The organism is Peptoniphilus lacrimalis DSM 7455, assembly GCF_000378725.1.
In the GTDB taxonomy this organism is placed as follows: Bacteria; Bacillota; Clostridia; order Tissierellales; family Peptoniphilaceae; genus Peptoniphilus_A; species Peptoniphilus_A lacrimalis.
The window spans coordinates 109,974-126,072 of sequence record NZ_KB900372.1 but is presented as its reverse complement, the minus strand read 5'-3'; the positions used below and the strand labels follow the sequence as shown (position 1 = coordinate 126,072).

Here is a 16,099-nt window from a genome sequence, read left to right as displayed (position 1 = left end):
CTTATATTTTATCATTTTTTGAGATAATATTCAAGTTTACGTTGAAGCTATTATAAGCGTTTGTTGCTGAATTTAATTATTATAAATTTAGGGGTTTGGGGATATTCCCCAACAAGTAAAATGGAAAAAATAAGCGATATAATTGTAGCATTCTTATTCCATTTTTAGTAAGTGCATATGCACTTACTGTGCTTGCTATTTTTGCTATTTTTGCTATTTTTGCTATTTTTATATAAAGAACGGAACTGTATTGGAGAATGTGAGAGTAGGAGATTATGAATATGAATTGATAATGAAAGAAAAAAAACACATTAAAAAAAACAAGTTTCAATGGAAATTTCTGATTAATCTTAATAGAGATAAAATTTTACAAAGACAGATGGTATATACATTGGAATGGGAAAATATAGATAATGAATGTATTATTAATGAATTACATAAATTTGGAATTAAAGGGGTTCAGATATCAAATAATTACATTATAGCATATAGGAATTAAATTATTTATATTAAAGGTATAGTACCTACATGTATTAGCATTGAAATTAAAAGCAAGGTGTGTTATAATATAACTAAGTTATATTTGAAAGGAGAATGTAGTGAATAGTGGCTAATGGAGATTATGAGGTAACTCACTCAAAGATATTAGATTGTGGCAAAAAAATTTTCAAAGAAAAAGGATTTGAAAAAGCTAATCTAAGAGCAATATGTAAAGCTGCGGGCGTGACAACAGGTGCTTTTTATGGACATTTTGAAGATAAAGAAGATCTTTTCTGTAAATTGGTTGAACCTCTTATAGACCAAATAAACATATATTATACAATGTATGAAGACAAGAGTTTTGATGTTTATAAGAAAGAAAGCCCAATAAGTAGAGAAGCTATTCAGAATGTTTTGGAATCAAAAGCACAAGGTGCTATTGAAATGGTACTGTATTTCTTTGAACATAAAGATGTGTTTGAACTTTTAATATTCAGTTCTTATGGAACAAAACATAATAACTTTTTAGATAGTATCATTGAGAGAGAAGACAAAAATCATTTTAAAATTCTAAGTATGATTTATGGCGAAAATAATGTCAATGATGTAATAACTAATAGAGGAATACACTTGCTGAATCATGCATATTTTTATGCTTTGTCAGAAGTAGCAGTTCATTCGCAAAATAAAGAAGAAGTAAAATTAAATGCAAGTTTGATTTCACAGTTCTTTAATGAAGGATGGAGAAAAATTCGAGGATTATAAATAAATTTTAGCTAAATATAACTTAGTTATAATTGATTTTTAACTTAAATATAACTTAGTTATATTGGTCGTGGAGATTATGGAGTTAAAAATTAATATCTATGTATTAGACATAAATAAAATTTTAAGGAGGATTAACTTATGAATTTAAAAAGTGTTGTAAAAATAGCTGTTTTTTCAGTTATTGGATTTGTTTTGACAATGGGATTAGGATTTTTGACGGGATCCTTTGGAATGCTCCCAAGTTTATATTTATCGTCAGCCTTGCCAACAATTATTGTAGCACCGGTTTTTGTTATTATGTGTAAACAGGTTCAACAAAGAGGTACAGCATTTTTATATTTTCTATTGATGGGTGTTTTCTATGTTCTCATGGGAATGTGGCCAGTAATCGTTGTTTGTGCTATTGCAGGAATTTTAGCAGAACTTGTAATTGGTAAAAAGGAAAATTATGTGAATAAAAATATGAGGATTGGAACTGCGTTTGGAGCAGGTATGTTCATATATTCCTTACATGCTATGTATTTTATGTTTGTATTTGGTGTAGAAGGACTTGCAAAGCAATTTCCAAAAATGTTTACAAAAGATTATGCAACATTCCTTTATAATTTTTACACTCCTAGAAACATATTGATTTGTCTGTTGATTTCACTTGTAGCTTCAGTCATAGGTGCTTATTTTGGGACATACATTTATAATAAATTTTTTAGCAATAGGAAGAAAAAAAGTGTTTTGTAGAGATGAAAAAAAATAATAAAAACAAACACCAACTATCAGATAAAATCAACCCACTTACTATAGTTGGGTTGATTTTATTGTTTTCAGTTATTTTAACGGTAGGAGAACAATCGCAATACCTATTTTCCCTTATTTTTGTTTTAGGGTTATTATTTTTATTTTCTATCAAAAAAGCATTTAGAACGATATGTTCATTGCTTATAGTATGGGGACTTATTTATTTACTAAAACCTCATTTAGGAAATGTTTTGATTGGCTCTATATATACAATGCTACTTGTAGTGTTGAAGTTTGCTCCACTTTTCATATTGGGAAGAGTTCTGTCATCATATAGCTCCTCGCATCTAATTGCTGCATTTAGAAAAATTGGAGTTGATGGTGGAATAGGTATAGGAATCACAGTATTTTTTCGTTTTATTCCAGAAATCTCTATTAGGATGAAGGAAATAAACAACGGCATGAAAATTAGAGGATTTAAAGCAAGTATTTTCAAACCAATTAGAACATTTGAGTTATATTTTGTTCCTCTTATGTATAAGTGCATAGACATAAGCGACACCTTAACTTGTTCAATTATATCAAAAGGAATTGAATACGATGGGGAAAAAACAAGTTTTCATGAGGTGAAAATTACTTTTATTGATATCGCAATGATAGTCGGAGGGATGATTTTGTTGGGGGCGAGTTTATGGAAAAAATTTTAGAGGCAGAAATCAAATCTTTTCATTATGGAGAAGATTTGATATTAAAAAATTTAAAAATGTCCGTAAACAAAGGCGAAATTGTAGTCTTAACGGGTCTTTCCGGATGCGGAAAAACGACACTTTTAAGATTACTAAACGGGCTTATTCCATCCTTTTATGATGGTGATTTGGACGGAGAAATCAAGATTTTAGGGAAAGATATAACGGCATATAAAAAGGGAGAGTTAGCTAAATATATTGGCAATGTATTTCAAAATCCTAAAGATCAATTTTTTTGTGATGTTGTTGAAGATGAAATTGCTTTAGTGGGTGAAAATTTGGGCTTAGACAGGGATACATTAAAAGAAAAGGTTGAAGAAGCAATGGACTTATTAGGAATAAGCCATGTCAGCAAAAAATCCATTTTTGAATTATCAGGAGGAGAAAAGCAAAAAGTAGCTATAGCTGGAACTCTTATCTATGATACAGATATTATTTTTTTTGATGAGCCATCAAGTAGCCTCGATTACGATAGTATAAAACACTTCAGTGAAATACTTCTCAGATTGAAAGCGATGGGGAAGACAATAATTATAGCGGAACATAGACTCTATTATTTAAAAGAGATTTTTAACAGGTTGATTTATATAAAAGATGGTACAATATGTGGTATTTTTCCGAATGGGAGTCTTAGTAATGATAAATGTAAGGAACTTGAGTTAAGAACACTTAATGAAAGAGAATTGGTATCAGAAATAGAACCGATTGTAGCTGAAAGCTACATAAAACTAAATAACGCTTGTATCCATCAAGGGAAAAGAACCTTGATAAAAAATTTAACTTTTGAGCTTGGGAAAAGCGAAATAATGGGAGTTATTGGTCCTAATGGTATTGGGAAAAGTACTTTAGCAAAAGCATTATGCGGATTATCTGAAAAATATTTAGATGTAAACTATGGGCATAAACAAAAGGAAAGGCTCAGAAACTCATACTGTGTATTACAGGATGTAGATGCTCAGATTTTTTTAGACACAGTAGAAAATGAACTGATATTTTGCAAAGATAAAAATTCAGAAAGTGATTTAGAAGAAATCCGTAACTACTTAAAAGATACAGATTTGTGGAATAAGAAAACCAATCACCCACAGAAATTATCAGGGGGACAAAAACAACGATTGGCAATTATCACTTCATTTTTATCAGGTCGTAAGCTAATAATTTTGGATGAACCAACATCAGGGCTTGATTATAAAAGTATGAAAATTATGTCCGAATTAATGAAAGAAAAAGCAAAGGAGATTCCAATTATAATAATTACTCATGACTTAGAGCTGTTATTTAAAACCTGTCATTCCGTCTTAATGCTCGGTGATAAGGATTATAAAAAAATATCTGTAAAAGGAAATGAAGAGTTGATCATGGATTTTATGGATAAAAAAATTTTATGGAAGGAGATAAACTATGTTAAATAAGGTTTTCGAATATGCTGGTACGCATAAAAAATCAATTCACTTAGCAAGTTTTATTATGCTTATTAGTGTAATTATGGGTGTGTTACCCTTTCTATTTGTATATAAAATCATCAATCCACTTGTTTTAGGTAAACAATTGGAATTTGAAAGAATTGTTTTTTTATTGATAAGCATTTTAGTTTGTTTAGTATTACAAGCTGTCTTAGGTGGAGTAGGTCTTAATGTCTCACATAAAGCAGCATACAACACGTTACTTGGACTTCGAACATCTTTACAGAAAAAAATGGAAGCTCTTCCATTGGGTGTTGTTGAAGAAAAAGGGACGGGTACAATCAAAAAAATGTTCGTGGATGATATTGGTAGTTTAGAAGTGCTTTTAGCTCATTCGCTTCCTGAAGGAATAGCTAATTTAATTGTACCTATTATGGTTTATGTTTCAATGTTTTTTATTGACTGGAGATTAGCTTTAATGTCATTAGCTTCTATTCCGATTAGCGTTCTCGCAATGATGATTATGTACTCTGTAGGTATGAAACAAATGGGTCCATATTATATGGCAAGTGGAAAAATGAATAATACCATTATTGAGTATGTAAACGGTATGGAAGTTGTAAAAGTATTTAATAAGCAAACAGAGTCTTATGAACGCCTTTCTAAAGATATCAGTAATTACAGAGATTATGCACTTGCTTGGTATAAGACGGCATGGCCATGGATGGCGTTATACAGTGCCTTACTTCCATGCACAATTATTTTAACATTGCCGCTTGGTGGCTACTTTGTATATATGGGCTATGCAAGCCTTTCTAACTTAATATTAATATTATGCCTTTCTTTAAGTATAGGCTTACCACTACTGAAAGCTCTCGGATTTTTACCAACTATGCCGCAGTTAAATTATAAAATTTCTGCTTTAGAACAAGCCTTAAATATGGCTCCTTTAAAACAGGGAGAAAATGATTTTAAGGGAACAGGACAGACTATTTTATTTGACAATGTTACCTTTGGCTATCAGTTAAGCAAAATGGGAGAAAATGGGCAGCCTGAAACCTATATTAAGAATGTTATTCATAATGTTAGTTTTACGGCAAGAGCCGGCGAAAAGACAGCGATTGTTGGCGAATCCGGTTCAGGAAAAAGTACTTTGGCTAAACTTTTAATTCATTATTATGATGTTTTAGATGGAAGCATAAGTATTGGTGGACAAGACATACAGGATATAAGATTGGAATCACTCAACAAACAAATTTCTTATGTAGCACAAGACCAATATCTGTTTAATACCTCGCTTTTAGAAAATATTCGCATTGGTAATTTAGATGCCAGTGATGATGATGTTATAGAAGCAGCTAAAAAAGCCCAGTGCATGGAGTTCTTAAATAGACTTCCGAATGGCATTTATTCTTTAGCTGGAGAAGCAGGAAAGATGCTTTCAGGTGGAGAAAGGCAAAGAATATCATTAGCAAGAGCCATTTTGAAGAATGCTCCGATTGTTGTGCTTGATGAGGCAACAGCTTACGCAGATCCGGAAAATGAAGAAAAAATGGAAGCGGCTATTCGTGAACTTGTAAAAGACAAAACCTTAATTGTTATTGCACATAAGTTGCCGTCTATTGTAGATGCAGATCAGATATTGGTTATGGATCATGGTCGTTTAGTTGCGAATGGAAAGCATAAAGATTTATTAGAATCTTCGGTAGAATATCGCAAATTATGGGATGCGACACTATTTAGTAAAGATTGGAAAATCAGCAGAAAGAAAGGTGAAATGAATGTTTAGACTAATTTCAAGAATTTTAAATTTATCAGGTAAATACAAAAACAGAATAAAGTCCGCATTTATATTTGCCTTTGTTGAATCTATATTAAGTAAAATGCCTATATTTATTGCATTTACCGTTTTGATTGGATTTTATGAAAAAACGAATACCCCCAAAACTTTTCTATATGTCGGAGTAGGACTTGTTTTAGTGGTTTTATTACAAGCTGTGGTTCACTTCTTAAGCGATAAATTACAAAGTGCAGCTGGCTTTATGATTTTTGCTGATAAAAGAATGGAGCTTGGGAATCATCTTAGAAAGCTTCCAATGGGATATTTTACAGCAGGTAATTTAGGAAAAATAAATTCTGTTTTAAGTTCGGACATGGCTTTTATTGAAGAAGTTTCCATGAGTACGATTGCAAATATGATGAGCTATGTATTATCAACGCTTGTACTAACAATATTCATGTTTGTTTTAGATTACAGAATTGGACTGATTGCGATGTGTGTAACACTGGTTGCAACACTGCTTGCAAATAGCATGAACAAAATGTCTTTATCTGAATCGGTTATTAGACAAGAACAAAGTGAAAAACTAACAGATGCAGTTTTGTCATTTGCTGAGGGGATCAGTGTTATTAAAAGTTACAACCTTTTAGGTGAAAATTCTAAATCTCTTACAGATAATTTTATATCCTCAAAGGAGACATCTATAAAATTTGAAAATAAAATAACACCATGGACAACCGGTTTAAATATTATTTATGGGATTGGAATTACATTTATTTTGGCAGTGGCTTTATATCTTAATAGTAAAGGAACTTTGGGACTTCCATATATGTTGGGTCTTATTTTGTTTGTGTTTGACTTATTTAGCCCTTTAAAAACACTTTATGGTGAAGCTACAAGGCTTACTGTAATGAACGCTGCTTTAGATCGCATTGAAGAAGTGTTAAATGAAACCGAACTGCAAGATGTGGGCAAAAAACAAATTTCAAATTCTGATAACTCAGAACCTGATATTTGTTTTAATCATGTTAAATTTTCTTATGGTGAAAAAGAAGTCTTGCATGATATGAGTTTCAAAATGAATAAGAATACAATGACGGCTTTAGTTGGGCAGTCCGGTGGAGGGAAATCCACAGTGGCAAATCTTTTGGCAAGATTCTGGGATGTAGACTCTGGAGAAATTTTGATTAGAGGTGTGAATATAAAGGATGTTTCACTGTCTGAATTGATGTCAGAAATCAGTATGGTTTTCCAGAGAGTTTATTTATTCCAAGATACAATTTTTAATAATATTGCTATGGGAAAAGAAAATGTAACTAAGGAAGAAGTTATAGAAGCAGCCAAAAAAGCAAGATGTTATGATTTTATTATGGCACTTCCTGATGGATTTGACACAATGATCGGAGAGGGAGGTGCAACTCTATCTGGTGGTGAAAAACAAAGAATTTCTATTGCTCGCTGTATATTAAAAAATGCTCCTATTGTAATTCTTGACGAAGCAACAGCAAGTGTTGATGTGGATAATGAAAGCTATATACAGGAAGCAATCAGTGAATTGGTAAAGAATAAAACATTATTAGTTATCGCTCATAGATTAAATACTATTAGAGATGCCGATAATATTATTGTAATCAAGGAAGGCAATATTGTAGAACAAGGAACCCATAATGAACTAATTTCTTTAAATGGGATTTATAAAAATATGGTAGAGCTGCAAAATAAAAATAATGGCGTAAAAATACTGTGAGAAAATATTTATTATAAATGGAGGTAAGTACGTGAAACAGGATATGAAAGAACAACTTCTTACAAAAAGTCCATTATCTTTAATGTTTCAACTATCAATTCCGGCCGTAATCGGAATGATAGTTATAGGATTATATCCATTAATGGATGGAATTTTTGCAGGAAATATTATAGGACAAAGTGCAATGACCGCTTGTGGAGTTGCACTTCCACTTACATTTTTTAACAGTGGTACATCAACTTTACTTGGAGTGGGAAGTGCATCAATTTTATCTAGATCTCTTGGAAAAGGTGATAGAGAAACCGTAGATAAGATTATGGGAAATTTGATTTATTTTGTAATTTTATTTTCCGTAATAATTACAGTTGGAGGAATAATTTTAGCTCCACATTTTCTAGACTTAGTAGGTGCAAGTGGAGAGATTAAAGAACTTGGAGTTAGGTACTTAAGGGTAATATTTTTAGGCTCTATTTTTGTAAACTTCACACAATCAGCTAATATGGTTATGCGTGGCGAAGGTCTTATGAAAAGAGCCATGGGAATTATGGCAATGGGAGCCTTTATAAATATTATTCTTGATCCAATACTTATGAAAGCTATGGGAGAATATGCCATAGAAGGGGCTGCCATTGCAACCGTAGTTGCTCAAATTATTCAAGCTATTGTAACTTTATATTACTTTAAAAATAAAAGTGAAAATGTAAAAATAGGAAAAATTAGAAAGTATAAAGAAGTTTATAAAGAAATGTTTGGTGTAGGAGTTTCTGCAATGATTATGCAAGTTTTCTTTATGATTCAACAGACACTTTTATATAAACAAGCCTTTTTATACGGAGGAGAGACAAACGGCATATTAATGGCAGCAACTCTAAGAATTTATGCCTTTTCATTCATTCCACTTTGGGGAATGAGCCAAGGACTTCAACCGGTCGTTGGAACAAATTTTGGTGCTAAAAAATTTGATAGGGTAAGAGAAACTATGAAAGTATTTTCAATAGGCGGACTAGTTCTTGCTGCAATATTTTGGATACCTGTACAAATATTTACAAGAGAAATTCTATCAGGATTTAATGTAAGTGAAGAAATAATATCACAAGGATTGAATAATCTTAGATTATTTTACTCAGTATTTATTTTATACGGAGTAATGGTTATGACCATAACATTTTTCCAAGCTATTGGTGATGGCAAAAAGGCAGGAAAGATTGTAATGCTAAGACAACTTATTTTATTTGTTCCAGCTATGTTAATACTTCCTAAAATTTTTGGTAGTAGTGCAGTTTGGTGGGCAGAGCCGGCAGTTGATTTATTGATGATTATAGTTGGATTAATAATGCAAGGAAAAGCTCTTTCAAAAATGGTAAAAGGCAACTAAATAACATTTTAAAAAATAATATATTTAGACTTTGAAAGGAGAGATTTTCATTGTGAATGAAAATTCAAAAAGATAAAGATTATCCGTCAATCAAAAAAATTACAAATACAAAAAAATTGGGAAAAAAGTATTTATTTCCAAAAGGTTTAATAAGTCAACAATGATATATAAGCGGGAATAAGTACAGGATGCTTATATAGTTATTATAAAAGAAAAGAGGATATTTTATATGATTTAATTTCTGAAAAATTTAATTTTGTGAAATTCATAGAATTTGTATTAAAGGATGTAGACAGTATTATTAATACAAATATTATAGAAATATTAATAGATAAAATATTCAGTTGTGAAGAATTCAGATCTATATATGCTATTTTTTAGTTGAATCTAAGGATGATAAAAAATTTAAGAATTTGAAAGAACAAATAAAACTCAGATTTATAAATTATTTTAATAATAATTTAGATAATCACACAAGCATGGAAGCTGATAAATTTCATGACAAGCTTTAGTTATTAATACTTTTAATAAAATATTTAGATACTAAAAAAGATAATTATGCTCATATCAATATTTAGAAAGATATATGTGTAATGGAGGTAGATACTTTAATGATAAAAAATCTATATAAGGAAATAATAAGTTTATCTACCTATTTAAACATCATATTTATTTTTATTTTTTAGATTTAATAAAAAACTGCATTTAGTTTTTAAACTATTATTTTTTAGAGGACGCGGCATGTCTAAATGTCGCAGTCCTCCTTTTTTTATTTTCAAAAAAGAATTTGAAAAAGAAAAGGAGGACAAGATGTCTAAAGAAAAATATATTTATGTGGATGGAAAGAAAATATATGTAAGCGATGAAATTTATAGAGAATATAAGAAACTAAAGAATCGTGAAGAGTATCTATCAAGACTAGATAGAAAGTATAGAGATCTTTATTTTACAAGCGAAAATGATGCTATAGAAAATATAGTAGATAAAAGTGTAAATGTAGAAAAGATAATTGAGACTAAGCTTAGAATAGGGGATCTATATAAGGCACTTGATAACTTAAATGAGGAAGAAAGAAAGATAATCGATGCTTTATATTTTGAAGAAAAAACAATCCGAGATCTAGCAAAAGAAAAAGATGTATCTTCCAAAAAAATTTTCACATCAAGAAATAAAATATTACAAAAACTAAAAAAACTACTCGATGTAGAAGATTAGGGAATTACTAAGGATCTTCTTGTTTTATGGGAAATTAAAAAATACTTCAAAAAAATGGAAACAAGAGGCATAAAAATTAAGGTTTATATATAGAGGGACTTTTAAAACCTCGTTATATATAGATTTGAACCTTGACAACTGAATAGACCAAGACAGGACATTAACCATTTGTGGAGCTTTATAATTTCTTCGCCATGACTTTTCTGCTGATAAGAGTTTCGGTTTAAATAAATACTCTAGTTAAAAGAAGGATAAAAGAAAACGAGCGACAAAAAGAAATTATATATTCAGCCTAGGAAACTGATGCATTGAAGCAAATGGGGATAATGATACTTCTACAGTTGTTGCCGGCTCATCTTGAAAAGGGGCGGTGGTGAAATTCCAATGTCGTGACCTACACGCCTGTTAATGTCAAAAAACTTAAAAATATTGAAGATAAGGAGAAGGTATTATGTGTGATGAACATAATATAAATACAGAAATGAAAACAGATAAAAAAGATAAACAGATGATAAATCAAATTGATGGTTGGAATATAGAAGTTAAATTTAATGAGAATGGATTTAGTTTAGAAAATTTAGTAGAGGAATACATCAAAGAAAAATTTTCTGTCTATTAGGGGCTGACAAAAAATATAAGGAGCGTTATAATATTTTTGTGGAAGCCTAACCTTGGTTCGATTTATTGTATGTAAATTGAATTAAAGGAGGCTTTTTTATGTTTAAAAACAATTTAGCAAAAGAAAATTTGGCAGTTATGTATTTAAGATTATCAAAAGAAGATGGCGAAAAAACAGAAAGTAACTCTATATCCAATCAAAGAGAAATTATAAACTCTTATGCAAGAAAAAATCAAATTACAATGATCAAAGAGTATGTTGATGATGGATATTCAGGTGCAAATTTTGATCGTCCCAATTTTAAAGAAATGATAAAGGCTGCCTATGATAGAAAGTTCAATACAATTATTGTAAAGGACTTATCAAGATTCGGAAGAGATTATATAGAAGCTGGAAAATATATTCAAAGAATATTTCCGGAAAATGGTATAAGATTTATATCAGTAAATGACAATTACGATAGTAAAAGTGCAGATATAAACGATACACATCTTATACTTCCTATAAAAAACTTCATCAATGATAGTTATTGCCGAGATATTTCCAATAAGGTAAAAAGCTCTCAAAAGATAAAAAGAGAAAAAGGAGATTTTATCAGTGCTTTTGCACCTTATGGATATAAAAAGTCTGAGGAGAATAAAAACAAGTTAGTGATTGATAAAAAGATATCGGATATTATCAAAAATATATTTGATATGAAACTCTTGGGATATTCCTCAAAGGCAATTGCAGATGAACTAAATCATTTAGGAGTTTTAACTCCAAGAAAATATAAAGAAAGTCAAGGATTTAAGTGTAATGGATTTCAAAATACAAAAGGTGGAACTTGGTCAGCAAAGACAGTAAATAGAATTATAGAAAATGAAGTATATATTGGAAATACTTTACAAGGAAAGAGTGTTACTTTAAGTTATAAAAATAAAAAGCAGATAGAAAAAGAGAAAGAAGAATGGATAAGAGTAGAAAATACACATGAAGCAATTATAAGTAAAGAAGTTTTTACTATTGCAAATACAATGCTTAAAAGAGATTTGAATAACTCTCGTGGAAAGGACAAAATTGATATTTTTACAGGAATGCTTTTTTGTAAAGAATGTGGAAGTTCTTTGATTAGAAGGACTGTAAAGTATAAAAAAAGAGAAGAGATATTCTATATCTGTTCAAAGTACAACAAGGAAAAATCTTGCACAAGACACAGCATAAAAGAAAAAACCTTGATAAAAGCAGTATCTAAAATAATGAAGTCCTACATTGAATTTAATGAAAATCTATATTCTAAAGTTCAGCGTATAGATATAAATAAAAATTTGAAAGACAATCAAATTCCTATACTAAAACGAGAAAAAGCAATGACAGAAGAACTCTTATCTTCCCTATACCTTGATCTAAAAGAAGATGTTATTAGTAAAGAAGAATATCAACTTTTTAGAAAAAACTATACAGAGAAATTGACTAAATTAGATGAAAGTATCGAGTATAGATTAAAAAAACAGGAAGATACTAAGGAGAAGATTGACAAAAATAAGAGTTGGATCATTGACATTAACAAGTATAAAAATTTATCTAAAATAGATAGATTGTCTGTTGTGATGCTTATTGATAAAATTTTTATTTCTGAAGATAAGACGATAGATGTTAGGTTTAATCATACTGAAGAATTGTCTTTACTTGAAGAAATGACAAAAATGGATAAGTCTGACATTAAAGCCAACACTATAAAAAAGAAAAGTATCGATAAAAGCAGGAAGTCAAAAACTATACCCACTGTTATGAATAAAAGTCTTGTAAGCGCTGAAAGTGAGGTATGCTATGGCTAGAACAAAAAATAGGCATATATCACAATCAGAAACAGAAGTTGTAAAAGTGATTGAAAAAATATACATTGCCGGTATTTATGTTAGATTATCACAGGAAAGAAAGGAAGCTTACAGGGATAAAAGTAATTCACTTGAAATGCAGGAAGAACTTTGCATAAAAGCTGCAAACGAAAAAGATATAAAGATTTTAAGAGTGTACAAGGACTATGAGTATTCTGGAACAAATTTTAAAAGACCTGCATTTATTGAAATGATGGAAGATATTCGAACAGGCAGGATAAATTGTATCATAGTAAAAGATATGTCAAGGTTTGGTAGGGAGTATTTAGAAATCGCAAACTATATCGAAAAAGTATTTCCATTTTTGGGAGTTCGATTTATTTCCGTAAATGATAATTTGGATACTAAAGACGGTATAAAATCAGAACAGAGTTATGAAATAGCAATAAAAAATATCTTTAATGATTTATACGCAAAAGATATTTCAAAGAAAATAAAAGCCTCTAAAGAAGTAAAAATGAAACAAGGGTCTTTTATAGGAGCGATGGCTCCGTATGGCTATAAGGTTGATAAAATTGATGGAAAAAGAGTTCTGGTGATGGACGAAAAGGCATCAGATGTAGTAAGACTTATCTTTTATATGGCAGGTCAAGGTAAATCCAATATGCAAATAGCAAGAGAATTGACTAAAACATATACGACACCTGATGAATATAAAAGAACAGGTAAAATTTTTAAGGATAAAGAAGATACAAAACAATGGGATATTTCTTATATATCAAAAATGCTTTCTGATGAAGTATATATTGGGAATTTGATTCAAAGAGTATACTCAAATAGACATGATCCAAGTAGGAAAAGTAAGTTTCGTGATAAAGAAGAGTGGATTATAATAGAGAACACCCACGAAGGGTTAATAGACAAAACTACATTTGAAAATATCAGAGAGATAAAGGAGAAAAAACAAAACTATCTACCTTACCATTCACTGAAAAACATAATAAAAGACGGAAAAGAAAATGTTGGAGTAAAAATTCAAAGAGATTATAAAAAAGAAGGAAAGTATGACGACCTCATACAATGCAGTGTTTGTGGTAGAAATTTGAAAAAACAATATGGACCACGAGGACTGAAATATCATGATGAGATTTGCTATTGCTATTATTGTAAAGGTGGAGACAGATTAAAATTGGAAAAATCTCATGTCAGAATATATGAGACAGACCTCGACAAAATTTTAGTAGATACCTTAAAAAGACTGTTTTCAAGCTTTTATAAAAAGGATAAAAGATTACAACTAAAAATATATTTAGAAAATATAAGTGCTGAAAAGATAAATCAAGTTTTTATAAAAACAGATGTAAATAATAAAAAGATTGCTTCTCTTAGTATCAATCTACAAGAACAATATGAAAACTATGTTAAAGGAGATGTTCTTTTAAGTGATTTTAAAATAGAAAGTAAAAAAATAAATAATCAAATAAAAACCTTAAAAAATGAGTTAAAAGTTTTTGATGAAAGAATAAGAAATATAAAAAAGAAAAAAAGAGAAATTATAGAATTTATAGATGTACTATTTTGCTGCTTGGATGCTAAAAGCATAGAAGTTGATAAAGAATTGGTCGATACATTAATTAGCCATATAGAAATATCAGAGTATAAGCAGGTTACCATATATTTTAAGTTTAAACTTGATAAAGATGTGGGAAAGCAGTTGGAGGTAGAGCATGAATAAGATAGCTATATATTTAAGACTTTCTGAAGAAGATTATCACAAAGTAGATGAAAGTGAAAGTATAGCAAATCAAAGAGATTATATAAAAAGCTACATTGAAAATGAAACATCTTTAAAAAGTTGTGAAATAGAAGAATATGTAGATGATGGATATTCTGCCACTAATACAAATAAACCTTCATTTTTAAGGCTTATTGAGGATATAAAGAGTGGTAAAGTAGGAACTATAATTGTAAAAGATATGTCTAGGTTTTCAAGAGACTATATTTTGCTTGGGGATTACTTAAGCAATATATTACCATTTCTAAAAATACGATTTATTGCTATTAATGACAACTATGATTCTTTAAAAGAACAAGGTAATGGCTTAGATACAGATACACAGTTTAAGACATTGTATTATGATTTATTCAGTAAGGAATTATCTGAAAAGGTAAGAAGTTCTATTAGGCAAATTAAATCGCAGGGGAAAAATATAAATTGGGCAGCACCTTTTGGATATATTAAAGATCCAAAAGATAAACATAGTATCATCATTGATGAAAAAACAGCTTTTATAGTTAAAGAAGCTTTTGATTTATTGCTAAAAGGATATTCCTGTATTCAAGTAGCTAATATATTTAATGAAAAAGGTTATATTACACGCTCTGAACGAAAAGAAGAACTGAAACTTTCTGATTATACTGGAAATTTAATTACTGGAAGTGAGGTAAAGAAAAGAGTTTGGACAAATGCAGCTATCTCACAGATTACAAGGAACGAACTATATACAGGAGATTATGTATATAATAAATTCAAAGAAACAAAAATAGGTGGAAGAAAAAGAATTTTACTTCCTGAAGAGGAGTGGAAAATTCTTCCAAATACCCATGAAGCGATTATTTCAAGAGAAGTATTTGATGAGGTAAAGGAAATAAAAGAAAAAAGAAGTTTTGGAGGATATACAGGAAACAAAAATCGTTCTATTTTTTCTGATAAGATTTTTTGTAAAGAATGTGGTAGACATATGAGTTTTCGCAGTGATATTAGACAAAAGAAAAATTCGGATAAAATATACAAGTATAAAAGTTATTATTGTAATTTATGTAAAGCTGAGAAAAAACCAAACAATATCAAAGAGAAAGATATTATTGAACTTATAAAACCCAAATTAAAAGATTTTAAGATACAAAACACATTAAATGAAGAGAAAGTCATAGAACACAAGAATGTGAAAGAAGAGATTCTAATGGAAATATCCATATTAAACAGTAATTTACAAATCATCTATGAAAACTATAAAAAGAAAAATATTTCAAAAGATGACTATTTAAAGGAAAAAACTTTTATCCATGATAAAAAGGTATTACTGGAGAGTAGGTTGAAAGAATTAAAATCAGAGAAGATTGATTCAAGGAAAGAAACGGATATTACAGTCTTAGACGAAGAAAGTTTATTGAAGGCTTATTTAGACAATAAAATTGATAAAATAATTGTATCAAGAAGTGGAGAAATAGAAATTTTAGAAAAATAGATGAATAGCATTAAAAGTAACTCATAATCTCGCCAACTTTAATTTTAATACGCCAAAGTGAAAATAATGGCGAGGAAATTTGCGGAAATAAATAGTACTGTTTACTATGAGTTGATAGGGTAAATATTTAGGAACAAATAAAAAAATGATATAATTATAGTTAAAATGA

General features: G+C 29.7%; 13 protein-coding genes. All 13 read left to right on the top strand.

Annotated elements, in window-relative coordinates; all coding sequences use genetic code 11:
• Positions 1-250 precede the first annotated feature (250 nt).
• A complete protein-coding gene (locus F594_RS0106300) occupies positions 251-499 on the top strand; it encodes a hypothetical protein (RefSeq protein WP_147285949.1) in 249 nt (82 codons plus the stop codon).
• 107 nt (positions 500-606) lie between these two features.
• The gene (locus F594_RS0106295; RefSeq protein WP_004830157.1) at positions 607-1,245 is read left to right on the top strand and encodes a TetR/AcrR family transcriptional regulator; all 639 of its coding nucleotides are present in this window, start codon (positions 607-609) and stop codon (positions 1,243-1,245) included.
• A 141-nt stretch (positions 1,246-1,386) separates the two neighbouring features.
• Positions 1,387-1,983, top strand: coding sequence for an MptD family putative ECF transporter S component (locus tag F594_RS0106290; RefSeq protein ID WP_004830159.1), 597 nt, complete (start codon positions 1,387-1,389; stop codon positions 1,981-1,983).
• 2 nt (positions 1,984-1,985) lie between these two features.
• Positions 1,986-2,687: an energy-coupling factor transporter transmembrane component T family protein gene (locus tag F594_RS0106285; RefSeq protein WP_004837756.1), complete on the top strand. Its 702-nt coding sequence runs from the start codon at positions 1,986-1,988 to the stop codon at positions 2,685-2,687.
• Positions 2,672-4,138 carry an ABC transporter ATP-binding protein gene (locus tag F594_RS0106280; RefSeq protein WP_019034954.1) on the top strand — a complete coding sequence of 489 codons (1,467 nt, stop codon included), beginning with the start codon at positions 2,672-2,674 and terminating at the stop codon, positions 4,136-4,138. The genes F594_RS0106285 and F594_RS0106280 overlap by 16 nt, the downstream gene beginning before the upstream one ends.
• Positions 4,128-5,918, top strand: a complete 1,791-nt coding sequence (locus F594_RS0106275) for an ABC transporter ATP-binding protein (protein ID WP_019034953.1) — start codon at positions 4,128-4,130, stop codon at positions 5,916-5,918. Before F594_RS0106280 ends, F594_RS0106275 begins: the two co-directional genes overlap by 11 nt.
• A complete protein-coding gene (locus F594_RS0106270; RefSeq protein ID WP_019034952.1) occupies positions 5,911-7,656 on the top strand; it encodes an ABC transporter ATP-binding protein in 1,746 nt (581 codons plus the stop codon). Before F594_RS0106275 ends, F594_RS0106270 begins: the two co-directional genes overlap by 8 nt.
• A 31-nt stretch (positions 7,657-7,687) precedes the next feature.
• The gene (locus tag F594_RS0106265) at positions 7,688-9,031 is read left to right on the top strand and encodes an MATE family efflux transporter (RefSeq protein ID WP_019034951.1); all 1,344 of its coding nucleotides are present in this window, start codon (positions 7,688-7,690) and stop codon (positions 9,029-9,031) included.
• An 810-nt stretch (positions 9,032-9,841) separates the two neighbouring features.
• Positions 9,842-10,246: a sigma factor-like helix-turn-helix DNA-binding protein gene (locus F594_RS0106255; RefSeq protein WP_072469600.1), complete on the top strand. Its 405-nt coding sequence runs from the start codon at positions 9,842-9,844 to the stop codon at positions 10,244-10,246.
• A 451-nt stretch (positions 10,247-10,697) separates the two neighbouring features.
• Entirely contained in the window at positions 10,698-10,865 is a 168-nt protein-coding gene (locus F594_RS0106250) for a hypothetical protein (protein WP_000332792.1), read from the top strand.
• A 98-nt stretch (positions 10,866-10,963) separates the two neighbouring features.
• A complete protein-coding gene (locus F594_RS0106245; protein WP_019034949.1) occupies positions 10,964-12,682 on the top strand; it encodes a recombinase family protein in 1,719 nt (572 codons plus the stop codon).
• Positions 12,675-14,417 carry a recombinase family protein gene (locus F594_RS0106240; RefSeq protein WP_019034948.1) on the top strand — a complete coding sequence of 581 codons (1,743 nt, stop codon included), beginning with the start codon at positions 12,675-12,677 and terminating at the stop codon, positions 14,415-14,417. The genes F594_RS0106245 and F594_RS0106240 overlap by 8 nt, the downstream gene beginning before the upstream one ends.
• Positions 14,410-15,930, top strand: coding sequence for a recombinase family protein (locus F594_RS0106235; RefSeq protein WP_019034947.1), 1,521 nt, complete (start codon positions 14,410-14,412; stop codon positions 15,928-15,930). The genes F594_RS0106240 and F594_RS0106235 overlap by 8 nt, the downstream gene beginning before the upstream one ends.
• The last annotated feature ends 169 nt before the right edge of the window (positions 15,931-16,099 follow it).